Raw genomic sequence first — 21,258 nt, 5'->3', positions numbered from 1 at the left:
CTTTTTTATTTTAACGAATCTGGTAAAGACTGCTTAAGCGGAGGGGGTTTGATCATCTATCAATTCTTCATGATCAACGACTTCAACCGCAGCAATGGTGTCGCCTTCGTTCAGACGAATAAGCCGCACACCCTGGGTATTCCGTCCCATATCTCGTAATTCTGAACAGGCCTGCCTGATGATGGTCCCCTGAGTGGTGATAATCATCAGATCCTTGGTATCATCCACTTCGCGGATGGCGACCATTTTTCCATTCTTATCGGTGGTCTTGACGGTCAGGATTCCCTTTCCTCCCCGGGTCTGGACACGGTATTCATCGAGTGGGGACCGTTTTCCCAGTCCTTTTTCGGTCACAACCAGCAGTGAAATATCGGGACTGCCGGTGGTTACCATACCGACCACCTCATCTCCGTCCTCGAGTGTCATTCCTTTCACACCGGTGGCATTTCTGCCCATGTCACGCACATCTGATTCTTCAAAACGGATCGACTTTCCAAAGCGTGATCCCAGAATCACCTGATCGGTACCTGAGGTCAGCCTGGCTTCGATCAGTTCATCATCCTCGCGGATGTTAACTGCAATGATCCCGCCCTTTCTGACATTGCTGTAAGCTTCGAGCTCGGTTTTCTTCACAATTCCCTTGCGGGTACACTTCATGATAAAGCCACCCTGATCGAATCCGCGAACGGCAATAAATGCAGCAACCTTCTCTCCGGGTAACATATTGAGCAGGTTTGCAATGGAACGGCCGCGGCTTTGGCGGCTGCCCTCTGGAATCACCCAGGTTTTTAACCAGTAACACCGGCCAAGGTTGGTGAAAAACATCAGCCACTGATGATTGGTTGTCGCCATCATGTGGGCCATGTAATCATCATCGCCGATAGCAGCGGCGGTGATTCCGCGACCTCCGCGTCCCTGAGCCCGGTACTCTCCGATAGCAACCCGCTTGATAAAGCCCTGATTGGAAAGGGTCACCACCACCTGATCATCAGCGATCAGATCTTCCATATCTATTTCATCATCAGCCTGAACAATCTCACTTCGGCGTTCATCGGCATACTTTTCACGAACTTCATTAAGCTCTTCGCGGATAATTTGAAGTCTCAGGAGTTCAGAATCGAGAATTGAACGTAATTTTTCGATCAGTTTAAGGAGTTCCTGATATTCATCCTCAATTTTCTGGCGTTCAAGACCGGTAAGTCTTTGTAATCTCATTTCCAGAATGGCTTTTGCCTGAATTTCACTCAGACCAAAGTTGGTCATCAGACCAGATTGTGCAGTTTCGGTATCGGGTGAGGAGCGGATCAGGCTGATCACTTCATCCAGATGATCCAGCGCAATTTTCAGACCTTCCAGAATATGGGCACGTGCCTCGGCCTGCTTCAGTTCAAAACGGGTGCGACGAATCACCACATCCATCCGGTGATCGAGGTAGTGACGAAGCACCTCTTTCAGACTGAGCACCCTTGGAATGCCTCCAACCAGTGCCAGCATGATGATACCAAACGTATTCTGCAACTGGGTGTATTTATACAATTGATTCAGGACGACCGTTCCCATGGCATCTTTCTTAAGATCGATAACCACGCGCATCCCTTCACGGTCCGATTCATCCCGGATATCGGAAATACCTTCTACTTTCTTATCCTTGACCAGTTCGGCAATCTTTTCAATGATGGAGGCCTTATTGGTCATGAATGGAATTTCATGAATAATGATGGATTCGCGACCATTGGGTTTGGTTTCAAAGGAAGCTTTAGCCCGGATCACACACCGGCCACGTCCGCTCCGGTACGCCTCACGCACACCGGCCATCCCATAAATGATTCCACCCGTAGGAAAATCGGGTGCCTTTACCAGATCCATCAGATCGAGCAGTTCTATTTCTGGATTGTCGATCATGGCAAGAAGGGCATTCACCACTTCTCCCAGATTATGAGGAGGAATATTGGTGGCCATTCCGACCGCAATTCCAGAAGATCCGTTCACCAACAGATTTGGAACGGCACTGGGCAGTACTTTGGGTTCTTCCAGCGAATCATCGAAGTTGGATTGAAAATCAACCGTCTCCTTATCCAGATCCCGCAGCATTTCCTCTGCCATGCGTTTCATTCTTACTTCAGTATACCGCATGGCCGCCGGGGCATCACCATCGATCGAACCAAAGTTACCCTGACCATCGACCAGGGGATAGCGCATGGAGAATTCCTGGGCCATCCGTACCAGAGAGTCATAAACTGCACTGTCACCATGCGGGTGATACTTACCGAGCACTTCTCCGACCAGACGGGCCGACTTCTTAAAGGCCCTGCCCGCACCCATGCTCAGTTCATTCATTCCGAACAGAACCCGGCGGTGAACAGGTTTCAATCCGTCCCTCACATCGGGAAGCGCTCTTGAAACAATTACCGACATGGAATAGTCGAGGTAGGAAAGTTTCATTTCCTCGACAATCTGGTTTGGTCGTATACGGTCGTTAGATGCCATAATCAATAGTCAATCAGTTCTGATAAGATGGGTGGGTCAGATATCCAGGTTTCTTACGTAACGGGCATTTTTTTCAATAAAGGCCCGTCTGGGTTCAACCTGATCGCCCATGAGAACGGTAAAAATATGGTCGGCTTCTGCGGCGTTTTCCATGGTCACAAGCTGCAGAGTCCGGGTTTCGGGGTTCATGGTGGTTTCCCACAATTGTTCGGGATTCATTTCACCAAGTCCTTTAAACCGTGAAATGGTCAGGGAGCTATCCCGGCCTGATTCACCGGTATACTCAGCAACCACCTGGTCCCGTTCTTCCTCGGTCCAGGCATAGGCTTCCCGTTTTCCTTTTTTCACCTTATACAGCGGAGGTTCAGCAATGTAAATATGGCCGCGGATGATGAGATCGCGGAAGTAGCGGAACAGGAACGTCAGTAGCAGGGTACGGATGTGAGCACCATCGACATCGGCATCGGTCATAATAATCAGTTTGTGATATCTGAGTTTGCTGATATCGAATTCATCAGCCCCGATGCTTGTACCCATGGCTGTAACGATATTCCGGATCTCTTCATTTTCAAGAATTTTATCCAATCTGGATTTTTCAACATTCAGAATTTTACCCTTCAGGGGAAGGATGGCCTGAAAACGACGGTCCCGTCCCATTTTGGCAGATCCGCCAGCCGAATCACCCTCAACGATAAATAATTCGGTTTCTTCCGGATTGCTGTTCGAACAGTCTGCGAGTTTACCAGGCAGGGTAGAGCTGTCCAGTGCCGTTTTACGGCGGGTCAGTTCACGGGCTTTTCGGGCTGCTTCCCGGGCCTGGGCTGCGAGGATCACCTTGTCCAGAATCATTCTTCCAACCGAAGGATTCATCTCGAGAAACTCGGATAACCGGTCGTTGACCATGGTCTCCACAATGGATTGGACTTCTGAGTTTCCCAGTTTGGTCTTGGTCTGGCCTTCGAACTGAGGCTCAGGAACCTTGACCGATACAATACCTGTAAGACCTTCGCGGAAATCATCACCGGTCAGTGAGATTTTGGCGTTTTTCATCAGCTCATTTTTCATGGCATACGCATTCAGCGTACGGGTCAGGGCTTTCCGGAACCCGGTAATATGGGTTCCCCCCTCATGAGTGTTGATGTTGTTAACGTAGGAATAGACATTTTCGTTAAATGAGTCGTTATACTGGAAAGCAATGCTAACCTGTACATTGTCCTTCTCACCATTGATGGTAACCGGTTCTTTCATCCTCGTCTGACGGTTTTCATCGAGGTATTTGACAAATTCAACCAGTCCACCGTTGTAGAGAAACACTTCGGAAACCACCTCGGCTTCACGCTCATCGGTAAAGACGATTTCCACACCGGGATTCAGGAAGGCAAGTTCACGCAGACGTTCGGTCAGGATTTCGGAGTGATAGATCCGCTCACGAAATATTTCCTCATCGGGGACAAAGTGAACAATGGTTCCGCGTTTATCTGTGGAGCCCAGGTTTTTCAGACTTCCCTGCGTCACTCCGCGCATGAATTCCATCTGGTAAATCTGACCATCCCGATGAACAGTGGCCACAAGTTTTTCAGAAAGGGCATTCACACAGGATACACCCACGCCATGAAGTCCGCCTGAAACCTTGTATGAATCCTTGTCGAATTTTCCACCGGCATGAAGAACGGTCATGACCACTTCAATGGCCGGTTTACCCTCTTCCTTGTGAATTTCGACCGGAATGCCACGGCCGTTGTCTTCAACGGTGATGGAATTTCCGGGATGGATCGTCACCAGAATCCGGTTACAGTATCCGGCCAGCGCTTCATCGATGGAATTATCCACCACTTCATAGACCAGATGGTGCAGCCCGCGGACCCCCACATCACCAATGTACATGGCCGGCCGTTTACGGACTGCTTCGAGTCCCTTAAGGACGGTTATATTATCGGCACCATATTCGATCTGTGGGGCCAGGGTAGCTTCGGATTGGGACATAGGCGGTGTTGCGATTTTCTTCTGTTAAATAACCTGCAAATTTACCGAAAAATGATATCTTTTACAATGTTTTCGCCGAAGTATGTGTTGATCTGTCCGATCAGTTCATTCTTTCTGAAAAGCAGTTCCTGCCGCCAGACGGCATGCTGAACGCGGAGGGTAAGTACGTGCTTTTCAATCCGCTCCGGTTTGGCCACTGCCGCAATGGACCGGCCAACAACCGATTCCCATTGAACAATCACATCGTACTTCTTCATGTGCTGGCCGGCGCGGGTTCCCGAGCGGAACAAATTCAGCCAGTCGCTTATATGAAACAGTTTTCCGATGTGTGATCTCATTGTCTGGTAACTGTACCCTCTGAAACGGTGAAAATGGAAAAAGGTGAATCAACCGGAAGCAGTTCACGGTTGGTCATGGTCACAAAAACCTGTCCGAACCGCGGGAGAAACCGACTGAACACAGAAAGCCGTGACGAATCCAGTTCAGAAAACATATCATCGAGCAACAGGAGGGGAGTTTCTGACTTCTTCTCCTTCAGATAAAAAAAGGAAGCCATTTTAAGCATGAGAAGCAGATGCTTGTGCTGGCCCTGGGAAGCAAAATACCGGACATCCTGTCCATTGAAGGTTATTCCCATGTCATCACGGTGCGGACCAGCCAGCGTAACCTGCCGCGCAGCCTCTTCACCCTTCAGATCGCGGAAAACCGATCGGTACTGATCGATGAGAGAAGCGGGATCCGGTTCTCTGATTCCTTCACAGAGGTAATTCAGTTCTGGCTTTTCGAATCCGGAAAGGTCTTCTTCAAACAAGGATGCAAGACGATCGTTCAGTTCTCTGACCAGATCGAGCCTTCTGGAAACAATGGAAACTGCGTAGGTGATCAGTTCATCAGTCCAGGAATCTAGCAGGTCGGACCAGGAAGGGGTATTTCTTGAACCCGACACGAGCAGATCATTCCGCTGTCTGAGTGCACGCCTGTACTTACGTGAATGATCGATATAGGCGGGTGAAACCTGATAGAGAATTCCGTCGATGAATTTCCGGCGATCGGCCGGACTTCCCATGGTGATAAACCGGTCTTCCAGAGTCAGAAGTACGGTTGGTATCAACCCGATAAGGTCTGAGGATCCCTGAAGCCGTTCCTTGTGAAGAAAGCAGGTTTTTCCTTCCAGCCTGTCCATGCGGACCTGGATGTGATAGGACCGCCCGGCTTCATCGTTTGTTTCCTGTGAGACGAGATATCCGTCCGCTCCGTGCATGATGCAGTGCAGATCGGAACTTACCTGAAAGGATTTTGTCAATGCCGACAGGTAAATGGCATCAAGAAGGTTGGTTTTTCCCTGACCGTTGTTTCCAACGATCAGGTTTACAGGAGAATCGAATTCAAGTGATGTTTGGCGGTGATTCCGGAAAGTACGGACCTCCAGTCGCCTGATAAACATTCAGGGTCAGTTATTGATCCGTACCGGCATGACCAGCATGAGCAGGTGTTCATTTTCAAGTTGTTCTGCCGGTAAGATAACGGAAGCACGGGTGGGACCCGAAAATTCAAAACGAACTTCATCGGTTTCGATATGATCGAGAATATCCTGGATGTAGTTGGCATTAAATCCGATTTCGAGTGATTCACCGGTGAACAGAGAAGGAACCGATTCAACAGCCGAACGGCCCTGATCGTAATCTTCGCCTGTGATTTTCAGAGGCTGATCCGACATGGCAAACCGGATCTGGTGGGTACTTGAGTTTGAAAACAACGAGACCCGCTTAACAGCCGATTTAAGTTCCACATTCGAAATCACAAGAGTACGGTTGTTTTCTGATGGGATGACCGCCTCGTAATTCGGGTAGTTCTCCTTGATCAGACGGGAAACCAAAATACCACTTTCCAGTTCAAAGGAGACAAATTTGTCATCCACACGTACCGGAATGGTCGGACCTTCAATGTTCTTCAGCAGAATATTGAGGGCTTTTGAAGGAACAATGATGGTTCTTGGTTCATCAATGGCGAGACCTTTAAAGGAAAAGGCCACCAGCCGGTGACCATCGGTGGCCACGGTTTTGAACTCGTCGGCATGAAACTGGAACAAAACGCCCATCATGGCCGGCCGCAGTTCATCTGAAGAAACAGCAAAAAGAGTGTGGTTGATCATCCGTGCCAGCTGCTTGCTGTCAATGGACATGCTGGTTCCGCCTGAAATAGAGGCAATGGCCGGAAAATCGAGACCATTTTCACCAGAAAGTTTATACGTTCCGCGGTCGGTGCTGAAAGTGATCTGATTCTGATCATTGACGTCAAAAGCAAGGGAGGTATCGGGCAAGGCCTTCAGTGTGTCAATCAGTCGTTTTGCGGGAATGGCTACCAATCCATCCTTTTCACCGGTGACTGCAATTTCAGTCAGCATGGAAACTTCCAGGTCAGTAGCTGACAGGCTTAGCCGGTTTCCGGATAGTTTGAACAGGATATTTTCGAGAATGGGAAGCGGGGTTTTTGCAGGAACAACGCTGTTGACTTTGTTGAGAGCTTTGAGAAGCAGTCCGGAATTGACCTTGAATTTCATCGGTGAGGTTGTCCTTCCAATATACAGATAAAGATTGAAAATCTGTTTGATGTTATCGCTTGGGGCTGTTAACAAGTGGATAACTCCAGCCGGTGGCGGTCCCGATGGTTGTTTAACCCATATTGTCCGGTTTTTTATCCACACCGGCCGGGCGGGTTATTCAGATGATCAGGTCAGTACGGAGGAACCCACTTTGGATTCCGGCGGATTTCCACATCGTGTTCACGCTTTTTCCGTAGGTTATCCACAGCGTTTTCAACCTGTAAATTTACCACGAATGAACCCGAAAAGGAAATCGGGTTGTTTCAAATTCGTGGCCGGGCAATTCCAAATCGTTTCACAGGGGGTTATTTTTGCCGGACTTAACACAATGCTGATCAGTTTATTAAGCCAGTGGACCTGGGTCAACCATTCAACAACAGTATCTGAGGGACTTCCGGAACCGGGTTCTGCCCTGCTGTCGCTCTTTGCATTTAACTCGGTTCTGAAAGCAGGAGACCGGGTGGTTCCGGTGATCCCGGCCGATCAGGAAACCCGTCGGGCCATCAGTCAGGTGAAAGACTATCTTCCCTTTACGGGGTTTGATTTCATGGACAGTCACCCGGAGGTTCCCACCCGGTTTATTCACCGGAAATGGGAGTCGGGGGATTGGTTGGATGAGCCGGTAACAGTGGCTGATCCGGCCATAGAGCTTTCCATTCCGGCGGAGACTGATCTGATTTATCTGTCAGTGGAAACCCCACAGGACTTGTCGGTCAGCGATTTGAAACAGATCAGGGCCTACTATCCGTCGGCCTTCATTTATGCCGATCTGCAAATGCTGCCGGGCTCGTTTTTCAAACGGTCCCGTCTGGGAGAGGACCGTGTGAAGGAGGATCTGCAAACATTGTTTGATTCGGTGGATGCCATTCAGGTGAATCAGCGTGAACTTCAGCAATTGTTCTTTTCGGCCGGAACCACAGAAAAAGGACTGATCCGGATGGCCCTTCTTGAAGGGAAAGCCCGTTTTATGGTGGTAACCCGCGGAAGCCGGGGTGTGGTAATCTGGGAACGGATTCTGGGTCAGATTCAAAGCCTGATTCTGAGACCTCCCGCCGTTCATCCCGATCAGCAGTCTGCAGGCTGCGGACATGTGTTCGGTCCGGTCTTTTCGGCCGGACTGGTCCGGACTCAGCAGGTGAAATCATCGGCGATCAAGGCGCTGAATCTGGCTGCGCTGGCAGCTGCAAAAGAGAATTTTTCAAGAAAAGCGGAACATATCCGACTGAACGGAGCCTTACTTTGACCACTGCAAAATGCATTCTGATAACCGGGGCCAATGGATTGCTGGGACAAAAAGTCACTGCGCTGTTTGCTTCCAATCCGGACTATGATGTGATGGCCACTCACAAGTCGGAATCCCTTCACCTGAAAACCGTCAGCTGCGGATTTTCCTTTCTGGATATCACCGACCGGAAATCGGTCCACGAGGTGGTCCGGAATTTTGAGCCGGACGTAATCATCAATTGTGCGGCCATGACTCATGTGGACAAATGTGAAACCGACCGCGAATCCTGCTGGAAAATCAATGTGGATGGGGTCCGGTATCTGGCTGAAATGAGCAAAAGTCTGGGGATCAGACTGGTTCATGTCTCGACGGATTACGTCTTTGATGGCCGGCAGGGTCCCTATACGGAGGAACAGCGAGTCAATCCGTTATCTTATTATGGAAAATCGAAACTGGCGAGCGAAAACGAAGTTCTGTCAGCCGGTATCGCTCACATCATTTTCAGAACAATGGTGGTTTACGGCTACGGAATCGGAACCAAGAGCAATTTTGCCTTGTGGCTGGTAAATGAACTCAAATCGGGCCGTCCGGTCAGAATTGTCACCGACCAGATTGGAAATTCCACGCTGGTTGATGACCTGGCAGAGGCCATTTACCGTGGGGTGGAACGCTCGGTGAATGGAATTTATAACGCGGCTGGCCGTGACATTGGCAGTCGTTTTGATTTTGCCCTTGAATTGGCCGATGTGTTCGGCTATGACCGCTCCCTGATCAGTCCGGTGGTGACCAGTGATCTGAATCAGCCCGCTCCCCGGCCCTTGAATTCGGGTCTGATTGTTCTGAAGGCCGAATCGGAGCTGGGAATGAAATTTTCAACCACGAGAGAAGGCCTCATCCGCCTGAAACAACAACTTCAAATAGCAGGATTGGTATAACCATGCTCGATCTTAAACTGATCCGGGAAAATCCGGACCGATATAAAGCCAAAATCGCCAGTAAGCTGGCCGACCCCACTGTTGTGGATCAGGTGCTTTCCGCCGATACACGCAGGAAAGACATTCTTCAGATGGTTGAGCAGTTAAAAGCCGACCGGAATAAGGCAACTGCCGAGATTGCCGCCCGGAAGAAACAGGGACAGCCGGCTGATGAACTGATTGCGGAAATGAAGGTGGTTTCCGACCGGATCAAGGACCTGGATGCGGAATTGGCCACCGTTGAGACCCGGATTGAAGAACTTCTTATTTACACGCCCAATGCACCCCATGACTCGGTACCACCGGGCCGGTCGGCCGCTGATAATGTGGAGGTCAGGCGTTGGGATACCGGTCGTTTTGACGGTTCATTCAAACCGCTGGACCATCTGGAACTGGGGAAGAAACTGGGTATTCTGGATTTTGAACGGGGTGCAAAAATTTCAGGTTCCGGTTTTCCGGTCTACATAGGAAAAGGTGCTGCGCTTGAAAGAGCCCTGATTAACTTTTTCCTCGACACCCACACCGGCCAGAACGGTTACACCGAGGTGTTTCCTCCATTTGTGGTGAATGAAGCCTCGATGAGAGGAACCGGGCAACTTCCAAAATTCGCTGAAGACATGTATACCATTGGTCTGGACGGATTGTATCTGATTCCAACGGCTGAAGTTCCGATCACCAACCTGCTGCGGGATGAAACCCTGAAGGGTGCCTCCCTGCCGGTGAAGTATTGCGGGTACTCGGCCTGCTTCCGTCGCGAGGCCGGCAGTTATGGAAAAGACACGAAGGGATTTCTTCGGGTTCATCAGTTCAATAAGGTTGAATTGGTCAAGTTTGCAGATCCGGCCACCAGTTATGACGAACTGGAATCGATGGTCGGGAATGTGGAAGGGATTCTGAAATCGCTGGGTGTTCCCTACCGGATTTTATTGCTTTGCAGCGGAGATCTGAGTTTCAATGCAGCCAAGTGTTACGATGTTGAAGTCTGGTCGCCGGCCGAAAACAAATACCTCGAAGCCTCTTCCTGCTCCAACTTTGAAGATTTTCAGGCCAGACGGGCCAACATTCGATTTAAGCGGGATGCCAATGCCAAACCTGAGTATGTGCATACGCTGAATGGATCGGGTCTGGCGACTTCCCGGCTGATGGTGAGTTTGCTGGAGAACAATCAGCAAGCCGACGGATCGGTTCTCATTCCGCCGGCCCTGAGACCCTATACACGGTTCGACAGCATTCAGCCGATAGGGTGATATCATGATACCCTACAGCCAGAAGCTGAATCAATCGATTCTGAATTCGAACAGTCTGCTCTGTCTGGGGCTGGATCCTGATCTGGAGAAAATTCCCCATCATCTTCTCGAGACGGAGGATCCTGTCTTTGAATTCTGCAAGGCTGTTATCGAGGAATCGGCCTCTTCTGTCTGTGCCTATAAACTGAATATCGCTTTTTTTGCGGCTCTGGGTGAACGGGGATGGAGCACCATGCGGCGGGTTCTGTCGGTCATTCCCTCCGGTGTGGTTACCATCGCCGACGCCAAGGTTGGTGATATTGGCAATTCGTCAGAGAAATGGGCCTCGACCTATCTGGATGAATTCGCATTCGATTCCATTACCGTCAGTCCTTACATGGGAACCGATTCGGTGGAACCATTTATCAGGCGGCCGGGTAAGGGCGCTTTCCTGCTTGCTCTGACCAGCAATCCGGGTTCGGCCGATTTCCAGGTACAACGATTGGATGATGGCCGGTCGCTTTATGAATCGGTGATCGATCAGGCCTCTGCATGGAATAAACACGGAAACCTTGGAATCGTCACAGGTGCCACGAGGTCCGATCAACTGAAATCCATCAGAAATCGTGTTCCGGATATGGTATTTCTGATTCCGGGAATTGGTGCACAGGGTGGTGACCTGAAGGAAACACTGGCCAACAGTCTTGATAAATACCGGCGCGGGGTGCTGATAAACGTTGGCCGGGATATTCTGTATGCCTCCCGGGATGAGAATTTCCGTGCATCGGTTGCCAAACGAACCGGCGATTACGTCGCTGCTATTAACAAGGTCCGGTTTACTATCACCGTTTGATTGAGTACCTTCGGGAAACCTTGATCCCGGGGTACTAACATGACAGCGCCACTTTTTCCTGAACGGTATTTATACCGCTTCTGGGTTTCTGGTTATTTATTCGGAAAACCGCTACACACTTCGACCGGTCAACCGGTCATCATTCTGGATCCAGGCCAGCCGGCTACCTCTTCCGGGCCCGACTTTACGGGAGCGACCCTCTTAATCAGTGATCAGCGTCTGACGGGTGATGTCGAAATGCACGTCCGTTCAGAAGACTGGTTTCATCACAATCACCACAACGATCCGGCCTTTTCTGGCACCATTATGCATCTGGTATATGAAAACCGGCCCGGGTACGATTCTGTTCCTGCCTTACCAGGAATCAGAGTCCCGCAGGTGGTCCTGACCCCCAAATATACCCTCAGGGATATTCTGACTGTGCTGACGGCTGCTGATCGACTGAATTTTACCAGGAACTTCCCCTGCCAGCCCCAGCTGATCGGAACCGAGCCCGTCTTGAGCGCCTGGATACAGGAATTGGGGCATCGGTCTTTTCTGACCAAGCTGGCCCGTTACGAGTCGAGAAAACGCGAGTTGCTGGCTGATTACCGGTACACAGCCGGCAAGCGGGAGATCTGGGATCAGTTGTTATATGAAGGATTGTTCCGGGCACTGGGATATCCTCACAATCAGCTGGCCATGGAAGAACTGGCCAAAAACACGCCGTTTTGCGATTGGCCCTCAGGTTCTGAAGATCCTCCCGCACAACTACTTTCAGATTGGTTATGGATGGCGGATCTGGCTCCTTCCGTCAGTGAATTGCCACGGTCACCCCGCCCTCTGTTGAAAAAAACGAGCAGTACTACCTGGCGGACCCGATCGGTCCGGGCAGCCAATCAGCCGGCCGGCCGGTTACAGGCGGCAGCGGGTCTGGTGACCAGATATCTGCAGACCGGATTTCTGAAACCGTTGCTTCTGACGCTGGATGCCGCCCTGATGATGACCTCGGATAAACGACGGTTGTTTAATCAGTTGGATGAGTTGCTGGTACCCGAAGATCGGTTCGGGGGGACCATCGGGAAGGAAAGACGGGAGTCGGTGCTGTTTAACACCTGGTTTCCGGTATTGTATCTGTGGGCACGGGATCACCAGAGACCCGACATTCAGAGAAGTATTCTTGATTTGTGTGACAGTCATTCGCACCGGCAGCACATTGCCCGGGATTCAGGTCTCCGGTCGGTTTTTGATCCGGCGGGAACCAGTTTCTCAACACATTGGGGATTGCTCCGGCTGGATGATGAATACTGCCGCCCCAAGCGCTGTCTGGAATGCAGAGTGGGGCAGCAGATCATTTCATCGGCAGGTTATTCGTCCTGACCCGGTGTATCAGCCGGAAGCTTGTTGCCGATTTTTAGAATCCGGATGAAACAGTAGATGGTAAATCCGATGGTCAGGCTCCACACAACCAGCATGAAAATAAGACCGGCTGTGGTAAGATCGCTTGTGTTCTGAAACAGGGTGATCATTTTAACTCCCGATGAGTGCCCGATTTCCAGGAGCGGTAAACCAGGAAAGAAAAGGCAACGAAAATAACAACGATGAAAAGACGGGCACCGATGGCCGCTGCAATTTTATCCGGATTGTCCTCGTTGGCGAAGATGAGAATACCCCAGGCGCTGTTGAAAAACCAGACAGCCAGCAGGGCGATCAGGAAAAGCGGAGTGACCCATTTAATAATGAAGTAAAAAATGCGCGGAATGGTGATGGCGGCACCCAGGTTCATCTCGGCCCAGGTTTTATCCATACCAAAGACCCAGGCAAGCAGTATGCATTCGATGGTTCCGAAAAGAACCAGCAGGAAGGTTCCTGCCCAGAAATCGAGTTCATCCAGGTAGCCATACTGAGAGAACAGAAGCACAGGAATCACACAACCGACGGTCAGCACAAGAAGGGCGGTGACCGATTTGCGATGGGACCATTTCAGTTCTTCCTGAAGGAAGGTAACAATGGGCTGCCCCATGGCAACCGATGAAGTGATTCCGGCAAAAAACAGAAGGAAGAACCAGATGAAACCGAAAAAGGGCCCGAATTCGATGTGATTGAAAATCACCGACATGGAAACGAATCCAAGGTTAAACGATCCTCCCTGTGCAATGGTGATGGTCTCGGAAAGTCCGAAAAACAAAACGGCAACCGGGATGGCAATGCAGACACCGAGAACAATTTCTGCAAACTCATTGGTCATTCCGGTGGCAAGACCATTCAGGGCGATGTCTTCCTTGCTGCGCAGATAGGAAGCATAGGTATGAATCGTTCCCATTCCGACAGAGAGGGTGAAAAAGATCTGACCGGCTGCGGCCAGCCAGACGTTCACATCGCCCAGCCGTGAATAATCGGGATTCCAGATGTACCCCAATCCCTGCCAGACGGTTCCGTTGCTGCCGGGAATCTGATCGAGGGTGAAAATGCGGATAACCAGAATGATGGCGAAAATGAACAAGGTGGGAAGCGCCCATTTGGCAAACCATTCAATTCCGCCCGAGAGGCCCTTGTATAAAATCCAAAAGTTGGCGACAAGAGTAATACCAAGAAAAATAGCCGCCATACCGATACCCCAGAAAAAGGGATCATGCTGCTGGCCGGTATAGCCAAGAAGAAAATCCTTCATAAGAGACAACTCGGAAGAGGATCCGCCATTGACTACCATGTAGTCACCAAACAGGCCGGTCAGAGAGAAAACCGAATAGGCAAATGTCCAGGATTCAATAAAAACATAGTAGGTGAGAACAATAAAAGGGATGATCAGACCGAGAACCCCCAGGTATTTGGCGGCCGGATGGTTCCATAACCGGGCAAACATACCGGGCGTGGTCCCATGGCCATACCGACCTCCGTACCGACCAATGGTCCATTCCATCCACATAAGCGGAATACCGATCAGCAGGAAGGCAATGATATAGGGAATCATGAAGGAACCGCCACCATTTTCGGCAGCCTGAACTGGGAAACGAAGGAAATTTCCGAGTCCGATGGCATTTCCCGCTACGGCGAAAATCAGACCAAAGCGGGTTCCCCAGGATTCCCGGGCAGATAAATTGGGCATGAGAGCTCCGGATTCATTAAAAAATTAATGGATAACTGGAATAAAATTAAATAAGGAAACAGCGTAAGCAAAACCGGGGTAGGAATTACCGGCGTTCCAACTCGGTCCGGATGCGGGAAAGTACATCCTGATTCAGTCCGGAAATCCGTTTTTCGAGGGCTAAGAGGTCACCACCCATGAAGTTGAGAAGGATGACCCACTCACTGGTTTCGGTATCCATTTTTACATTGACTATCCGTTGAAACAGCTCTTCGGTAAACTTCTTATAGCTTTCCTGAGCTTTCTGAAGCCTGGAAAGCTGGGTCAGCAAATCCAGAGGAAGGTTTGATACCACTCCGCTGAGGTAACCCGATTGATAAATGGAGTGATCGAGGCCAGCAAAACCGGTACCCTTCCATCCGGGAATTTTGCTGGTTCCGCCATATTCGATGAACCTTGAAGGAATCTTTTTTTCTGCCAGCAGATGAAACAGACTATCGGACAGTTTGCTGAACCGGGAATGGTACACCATTGATGAATCGATCCGTTTCTGGTTGTCGGAGAGTTCTTCGGATAATCTTACCAGAAAATCGGTGGTACGGGCCTCTTCTTTGCGGTTTTCATTCCAGTCAGCCGCAATGGTGCCCAGGAACACACTCAGAAAAATCAATCCGGCCTGAAACAAATGGTCGGGGCGGATGAAGGAGAGACGGGTTTTAAGGTTTTTCAATGGGGACATGAACGGTTACTTTCCTGCGCGTGCCTGTTCCAAAAATTCCTTAAACTCCTGCGGATTTCTTGTCATGCCTTCAAAACGGCCCAGAATGGTCTGATCGGGGGTCATGACGGCATAAAGAGGAAGGGCAACCGTTCCGAAAGTCGTTTCCTGATAAGTCTGATTGGCCTCGTAGGTGGCCCCTTCCCCATCGGTGTAAAGTTTAATCAGAACAAAGTTTTTAAATTCCTCTGCTATTTCGGGACGGGTAAAAATGTTCTGCTCCATCCAGCGGCAGTTGGTGCAGGTGTAACCGGTAAAATCAATGAAGACCGGCTTTCCCTGCCGGCGGGCCTCGGCCAGTCCGCTCTCCAGATTTTCATACCAGACTTCCTGTGAAGGATTTCCCGATCGTGAGTTAATCCATCCAGCCTGCTGACCGTAGTCACGGGGAGGCAGGAAGGCATCGAGTTCACCGAGCGGTTTCCCGAAAATGCCAGCCGAAAAATCCACGAAAAAATAAAAGAAAAACAGAGCAATCAGCACCCGGACCGGGTGAAGACCATCGCCGGTGAGTGATTCATGGGCCATTCGGAAAACACCGAGTACATACAAGCCCGAAATCAGCATGATGGCCGCCCAGACAGCCAGAAACCGGTCGCGGGTGAGCCACTCGGCCTGCCAGACCAGATCGGCATTGGAGAAAAACTTCACGGCGGCGGCCAGTTCAAGAAACCCCATCAGTACCTTGACAGACAGCATCCAGTTGCCAGACCGGGGCAGTTTGGCAATCCAGCTTGGGAAAATGGCCAGTAAAAAGAACGGAATGCTGAAAACCAGACTGAATGCCATCATCCCGACTGCCGGGAAAAACCAATCACCCTGAGCAGCCGATACCAGAATGGTTCCGACGAAGGGCATGGTACAGGTAAAGCTGGTAACGGTGAAGGTAAGCGCCATCAGAATCAGGCCAGTGAATCCGCCACCCGAAGAAGAAGACGTCAGCCGGGTTTGCCAGGAGGACGGAAGTCCGATTTCGAACAGACCAAACAGGTTCAATGCAAAGAAGACAAATAACAGGGCCACGCCCAGATTGATCCACGGATTGGTTGCAAACTGATTCAGACCGGAGGCTCCGAACAGAATGGCCAGCATCATGCCCAGAAGGGTAAACGTGAGAACGATTCCGACCATGAAAAAGAACGCATCCCGGACCGGATGGACCCCTCCGCCTTCCTGGCGTTTGGTGAAATAGGATACGGTGATGGGAATCATCGGGAATACGCAGGGAGTCAGGAGTGTGAGGGCCCCTACCGACATGGCGAGCAGCAGAAAGGCCCAGAGAGACAGTCCCTGAACCTGGGTGCCAGCCAGAACCGGTGTTCTGGTGGTCGTATCTGGAGTAATTGCTTCTGTTTTGGGCTCTGCCGCGATGACCACCGGAATCGTTGGTTCGGCCAGTTTTGCCGGAGCGGCCGCCGGAAGCGATTTCGGGGATTTTGCTCCGGTGGCGGTTATCTGAACGGGAATCTGTACGCGGACCGGGGGCAGACAAAGGCTTTCGTTACAAACCATAAACCTGGCCTTAAGCAGATAACCGGCTTTGACTGAGTCGACCTGTGCGGTAACCGTAAAGCGCGCCGTTTGGGCAAACCATCCTGTTTCCATGTTAAAATTCGGGTCAAACGCCCGGATGGCTTCCGATTCGGTTACCCGCGTTACCCGGCCCGCCGACACCAGTTCAAAAGAAGTCGGTACGGGTCCGCCTTCTGCAATCTGAGTCGAATAGAGGTGCCAGGGTTCGGTGATGGTGGCTTGCAGAGAGACCGTCAGCTCCTGCCCGGAAAGCGTGGCAGAGGTAACCGAAAACCGGACCACATCACTGGCCTTTTGGGCGGTCAGTGACACGGGGAGCAGCGCCAGAAAACCAAGGAAAATCAGAAAGGAAAAACGGTGGGTCATACTTATCGCCGGATTACCGGATATAATTGGTTTTAAAAATGATCATTGGTTGGTTGCAAGATACACACCAAAAATGGGTTCTTCGGTCAGAGGAGCCTATTTTTACAGGTTTTGAAATACAGGGACAAGATGAAAAAGAAACTTTTTGTGATCAACGGGCCCAACCTGAACCTGCTGGGTGAACGGGAGCCCGGAATTTATGGTTCCCAGACGCTGAAACAGATCAATGATGAAATCAGACAGGCGTTTCCCGAGATTGACTTTATTTTTGTTCAGAGTAACCATGAGGGTGATCTGGTCGATGCCATTCATCAGGCATTCCAGAAGGAAGCCGATGGGCTGGTAATCAATGCCGGCGCCTATACCCATACCTCCATTGCCATCCGCGATGCCATCAGTGCCGTGAAAATCCCTGCCATCGAGGTACACCTGAGCAATGTGTTTGCACGTGAATCTTTCCGTCATACTTCCCTGCTCAGTCCGGTATGCATGGGAGCCATTTCCGGATTCGGTGCACGCAGTTACCATCTGGCTGTCCGGGTATTTGCAGACGAAAGGCCGCAATGAGCGGAGCCGTCCGCCGGCTTGCAAAGGAATCGGCTGTCTACGGAATCAGTACCATTGGTGCCCGGTTTCTTAATTTTCTGCTGACGCCATTTTACACCCAGCTGTTCCTTCCTGCCGATTTTGGGGTGGTGAGCACCTGGTTTTCGCTGATTGCCTTCTTGAATATTCTCTTTCAGTTCGGACTGCCCCAGGGATATCTGCGCTTTGCCGCGGACCGGAGTGGCAGCGAACGATCCTCCCTGTTTGTTTCTCTTCAGTTGGTTCTGCTGATGGTCTCGGTTTCCTTCAGTCTGGTGCTGCTGGCGGGTCACGGGGCACTGCTGACGCTGCTGGAATTTCCGTCAGAGTCCTTCAAACTGCTTCCCTGGGTTCTCATCATCCTTACCCTGGATGCACTGGCCATGATTCCCTTTAACCAATTGCGTCTGGAAAACCGGAGTCTGGCCTTCTCTCTGGTCAAGCTGATGAATGTGCTTATAAACCTGACCGGAAATGTGATTTTCCTTGTCGGATTTAAAACGGGCATTGAAGGTGTGTTTTATGCCAATGCTCTGGCCTCGTTATTTACGCTTGCGGTGACCCTTTGGCTGACGAGGGATCATCTGGCCGGCCGTCTGAATCTGGGATGGAAAGAATTGTGGCCGGTGCTGGTTTTTTCGGTCCCGCTCATTCCAACCGGCTTCGGTACCATGTTTAACGAAGTGGCAGACCGATTGTTTATTCAGAATCTGAGTCAGGAAACCATCCGGAATTGGTCTGGTCCCGTTTCATTGACGAATCAGGATCTGGTCGGATACTATTCGGCTGGTCATAAACTGGGATTGTTCATGTTTCTGATTGTCCAGATGTTCAGCATGGCCTGGACGCCATTCTTCCTGCAGGAAAGCAAAAAGCCCACCTTTGGTGAGTCCTTGTCGGGATTGTTCAGGGTATTGCTCATCGGGTTGCTTGTTTCCGGATTTCTTCTGGCGTTTTTTATGGATGATGTGCTGGTGGTTTCCATTGCCGGCTACCATCTGATTCCCCCGGCCTACTGGTCGGGTCTGGTTGTGGTTCCCTGGGTGGTTCTGGCCTATGTTTTTAATGGGATTTACGTGTTTTTTTCCTATGGATTGTTTCTTGAAAAACGATCGGGGGCCATCCTGATCATCATGGTATCCGGGGTAATCATCACCCTTGCCGGGAACCTGTTTCTGTTGCCGGTGGCCGGAATAGCCGGGTCGGCTGCCACGGTGTTTCTCTGCTATCTGGTTATGGCACTGATGATGGCATGGATGTCACTGAAAACCCGACCATTCAGCATTGGAACCGGCTTTCTGTTCCGCACGGCTCTGGTCATGGTTCCTGCCTGGTTTATGGTGTTTTTCCACTATCATGGCACGCCGCTTACCCTTTGGCTGAAAGTCCTGATTTCATTGGTAGTCATCGGATTAATCTTTATTTTCAAATTATGGACCCTCAATCTGTTACGGTTATTCAGGCGACCAGCCTGACGGCCAATGATCCGCAACCCGTCCGGCTTCCCTATGAATATGATCCGGAGAAACCCTTAACGGTCGGTGGACAGGCCATTATTGAAGGCGTGATGATGCGTGCGCCCGGTGCCGTGGCTGCAGCAGTGCGGACACCCGACGGGGATATTCTGGTCCGGAGGGAACCGTTTGTCAGTCTGGCCGAGCGGACCCGATGGGGGCGTATTCCGGTGATCAGAGGGGCGGCGGGTCTGTTTGAAATGTTGGTTCTGGGCATGAAGTTCCTCAACTGGTCGGCCGATGTGGCCGAGGGAAAGGCCACGAAAGCCGATACTGGGCCGGCAAAGACCGACTGGGGAGCCGTGGCAACCATTGCATTTTCTCTGGTACTGGCGGTCGCCCTGTTTTTTGCGGGGCCGTTGCTTCTGACCTCGTGGTTGTTTTCGCTTGACCAGCAGGCCGTGACATTTAATCTCGTGAGCGGCGGATTCCGTGTGACGTTGCTTCTGCTGTATATGTGGGGCATTTCGCTGATTCCCGATGTGTTCAGGTTGTTTCAGTATCATGGGGCGGAACACAAATCCATTTTTGCCTTTGAAGAGCAGCGATCGGTGTCATTGGGAATGGCAAAGGGGTTTCCCACCCTGCACCCTCGTTGCGGAACCTCCTTTTTGCTGGTGGTGATGCTGACCAGTATTCTGGCCTTTGCAGTGATCGACACGCTGCTCATCTGGTGGCTTGGGTCGCTGAGTTTGCCTGTGCGCCTGGCCAGTCATCTGCCCTTTATTCCGGTCATTGCAGGTATCGCCTACGAAATCATCAAATTCACCGCCCGGAATACCGGCACCGTTTGGGGACGGTTTCTGACTTTACCGGGTTTGTGGCTGCAGTACATCACTACCAAGGAACCCGATGATTCACAACTGGAAGTGGCGCTGGTTGCGCTTCGGTCGGCCCTGGGAATGGAACCCTACGATCTGAAGACCGACACAGAAAACGCCTATACCCGCCGGTACCGGATGAAAGCGGCGGCCTGATGCTGACTGAGTCGATGCAACGCCGGCTGACCGATCTGGAGCTCCGGCGCGTGAAAGTAACCGGCATGCTCACCGATCCGGCAGTGATCGGTGACCAGAATCGCTACCGGAGTCTCAGCCGCGAGCTCCGTGAACTTGATCCGGTGGTCGGGGCATGGACCCGGTACCAGAAAGCCATGCAGGCTGTTCAGGATCTTCAGACCATGATCCGTACCGAAACAGACCGTGAAATGCGTCAGTTGGCTCAGGATGAACTCACCGGCGCAAACGAAACGGCCAGCCGGCTCGAAGAAGAACTTAAAACCGCTTTGATTCCAAGGGATAAAGAGGATTCCCATCCTGCCATCGTGGAAATCCGGGCAGGAACCGGTGGCGATGAGGCGGGACTTTTTGCTGCGGATCTGTTCAGAATGTACACCCGCTATGCCGATCGTCGTGGTTGGAAAATCGATGTGGTTGATATTGGTTACACCGGATTGAATGGTTTAAAGGAAGTGGTTTTCGGTCTCGATGGAGACGGCGTTTACGGTACCATGAAATTTGAATCGGGCGTTCACCGCGTTCAGCGTGTGCCGAAAACCGAGGCCAGCGGGCGGATTCATACCTCTGCGGCCACCGTGGCGGTTCTTCCCGAAGTCGATGAAGTCGATATTGATATAAACCCGGCCGATGTGCGGACCGATGTGTTTCGTGCGAGCGGATCGGGAGGACAGAATGTAAATAAAGTTGAAACCGCCATCCGCCTTACCCATATTCCGACCGGACTGGTGGTTTCGTGCCAGGACGAAAATTCACAGATTAAGAACAAGGAAAAAGCCTGGAAAGTGCTGAGAGCAAGATTGTATGAGCAGGCTCTGGCCGAACAACAGGCACGGATTGCCGCCGAGCGGAAAAGTCTGGTATCCACCGGAGACCGCAGTGCAAAAATCCGCACCTATAATTTTCCTCAGGGACGGGTTACTGATCACCGGATTGGTCTGACCCTTTACTCACTGCAGGATTTTATGGATGGACACATTGATGAAATGCTCAACGCGCTGAAACTTCAGGAAAGAACTGAAAAACTGCAGGCGGAACTTCAGGGATAATCC

The 21,258-nt window shown here is 51.0% G+C and carries 18 protein-coding genes; 9 read left to right on the top strand and 9 right to left on the bottom strand.

Features of this window, described 5'->3' with window-relative positions:
• Window positions 1-33: 33 nt before the first annotated feature.
• From gyrA to dnaN, 5 genes are read right to left on the bottom strand one after another with little or no spacing between them, the layout of a single operon-like run.
• Window positions 34-2,487, bottom strand: a complete 2,454-nt coding sequence (gene gyrA, locus HUU10_06780) for a DNA gyrase subunit A (protein NUQ81300.1) — start codon at window positions 2,485-2,487, stop codon at window positions 34-36.
• 36 nt (window positions 2,488-2,523) lie between these two features.
• Window positions 2,524-4,470 (bottom strand): DNA topoisomerase (ATP-hydrolyzing) subunit B, encoded by a 1,947-nt coding sequence (gyrB, locus tag HUU10_06775; GenBank protein NUQ81299.1) that lies wholly within the window; start codon window positions 4,468-4,470, stop codon window positions 2,524-2,526.
• Window positions 4,471-4,511: 41 nt separating this feature from the next.
• Complete coding sequence (locus HUU10_06770; GenBank protein NUQ81298.1) at window positions 4,512-4,808, bottom strand: DUF721 domain-containing protein; 297 nt, start codon at window positions 4,806-4,808, stop codon at window positions 4,512-4,514.
• A complete protein-coding gene (locus HUU10_06765; protein NUQ81297.1) occupies window positions 4,805-5,914 on the bottom strand; it encodes a DNA replication/repair protein RecF in 1,110 nt (369 codons plus the stop codon). The genes HUU10_06770 and HUU10_06765 overlap by 4 nt, the downstream gene beginning before the upstream one ends.
• A gap of 6 nt (window positions 5,915-5,920) precedes the next feature.
• Window positions 5,921-7,030: a DNA polymerase III subunit beta gene (dnaN, locus tag HUU10_06760; protein ID NUQ81296.1), complete on the bottom strand. Its 1,110-nt coding sequence runs from the start codon at window positions 7,028-7,030 to the stop codon at window positions 5,921-5,923.
• Window positions 7,031-7,400: 370 nt separating this feature from the next.
• Here dnaN and HUU10_06755 point away from each other — a divergent pair, with 370 nt between their 5' ends.
• Genes HUU10_06755 through HUU10_06735 form a run of 5 tightly spaced genes read left to right on the top strand, consistent with a single transcriptional unit; the run spans window position 7,401 to window position 12,709 of the window.
• The gene (locus tag HUU10_06755) at window positions 7,401-8,315 is read left to right on the top strand and encodes a hypothetical protein (protein NUQ81295.1); all 915 of its coding nucleotides are present in this window, start codon (window positions 7,401-7,403) and stop codon (window positions 8,313-8,315) included.
• Window positions 8,312-9,232: a dTDP-4-dehydrorhamnose reductase gene (gene rfbD / locus HUU10_06750; protein NUQ81294.1), complete on the top strand. Its 921-nt coding sequence runs from the start codon at window positions 8,312-8,314 to the stop codon at window positions 9,230-9,232. Before HUU10_06755 ends, rfbD begins: the two co-directional genes overlap by 4 nt.
• A gap of 2 nt (window positions 9,233-9,234) precedes the next feature.
• A complete protein-coding gene (gene serS, locus HUU10_06745; protein NUQ81293.1) occupies window positions 9,235-10,518 on the top strand; it encodes a serine--tRNA ligase in 1,284 nt (427 codons plus the stop codon).
• Between the two features lie 4 nt (window positions 10,519-10,522).
• Window positions 10,523-11,350: an orotidine-5'-phosphate decarboxylase gene (pyrF, locus tag HUU10_06740; protein ID NUQ81292.1), complete on the top strand. Its 828-nt coding sequence runs from the start codon at window positions 10,523-10,525 to the stop codon at window positions 11,348-11,350.
• 39 nt (window positions 11,351-11,389) lie between these two features.
• A complete protein-coding gene (locus HUU10_06735) occupies window positions 11,390-12,709 on the top strand; it encodes a DUF2851 family protein (GenBank protein NUQ81291.1) in 1,320 nt (439 codons plus the stop codon).
• On the opposite strand, the gene HUU10_06730 is transcribed toward HUU10_06735, so the two are convergent.
• The 4 genes from HUU10_06730 to HUU10_06715 form a co-directional block, all read right to left on the bottom strand.
• Entirely contained in the window at window positions 12,697-12,858 is a 162-nt protein-coding gene (locus tag HUU10_06730) for a hypothetical protein (GenBank protein ID NUQ81290.1), read from the bottom strand. The two genes, HUU10_06735 and HUU10_06730, sit on opposite strands and share 13 nt — an antisense overlap.
• Window positions 12,855-14,435 (bottom strand): sodium-dependent transporter, encoded by a 1,581-nt coding sequence (locus tag HUU10_06725; protein ID NUQ81289.1) that lies wholly within the window; start codon window positions 14,433-14,435, stop codon window positions 12,855-12,857. The genes HUU10_06730 and HUU10_06725 overlap by 4 nt, the downstream gene beginning before the upstream one ends.
• 85 nt (window positions 14,436-14,520) lie before the next feature.
• Window positions 14,521-15,153, bottom strand: coding sequence for a hypothetical protein (locus tag HUU10_06720; GenBank protein ID NUQ81288.1), 633 nt, complete (start codon window positions 15,151-15,153; stop codon window positions 14,521-14,523).
• Window positions 15,154-15,159: 6 nt separating this feature from the next.
• Window positions 15,160-17,091 carry a thioredoxin family protein gene (locus tag HUU10_06715; GenBank protein ID NUQ81287.1) on the bottom strand — a complete coding sequence of 644 codons (1,932 nt, stop codon included), beginning with the start codon at window positions 17,089-17,091 and terminating at the stop codon, window positions 15,160-15,162.
• A 129-nt stretch (window positions 17,092-17,220) separates the two neighbouring features.
• Here HUU10_06715 and aroQ point away from each other — a divergent pair, with 129 nt between their 5' ends.
• From aroQ to prfA, 4 genes are read left to right on the top strand one after another with little or no spacing between them, the layout of a single operon-like run.
• Window positions 17,221-17,658 (top strand): type II 3-dehydroquinate dehydratase, encoded by a 438-nt coding sequence (gene aroQ / locus HUU10_06710; GenBank protein ID NUQ81286.1) that lies wholly within the window; start codon window positions 17,221-17,223, stop codon window positions 17,656-17,658.
• On the top strand, window positions 17,655-19,151 hold the full coding sequence (locus HUU10_06705) for an oligosaccharide flippase family protein (GenBank protein ID NUQ81285.1): 1,497 nt from the start codon (window positions 17,655-17,657) through the stop codon (window positions 19,149-19,151). The genes aroQ and HUU10_06705 overlap by 4 nt, the downstream gene beginning before the upstream one ends.
• Window positions 19,109-20,167 (top strand): DUF1385 domain-containing protein, encoded by a 1,059-nt coding sequence (locus tag HUU10_06700; GenBank protein NUQ81284.1) that lies wholly within the window; start codon window positions 19,109-19,111, stop codon window positions 20,165-20,167. Before HUU10_06705 ends, HUU10_06700 begins: the two co-directional genes overlap by 43 nt.
• Window positions 20,168-20,181: 14 nt before the next feature.
• A complete protein-coding gene (gene prfA, locus HUU10_06695) occupies window positions 20,182-21,255 on the top strand; it encodes a peptide chain release factor 1 (protein ID NUQ81283.1) in 1,074 nt (357 codons plus the stop codon).
• Window positions 21,256-21,258: the final 3 nt, after the last annotated feature.

Source organism: Bacteroidota bacterium (assembly GCA_013360915.1).
Lineage (GTDB): Bacteria > Bacteroidota > JABWAT01 > JABWAT01 > JABWAT01 > JABWAT01.
The sequence above is the reverse complement of the archived record's forward strand: the minus strand, read 5'-3'. Positions and strand labels throughout refer to the sequence as shown.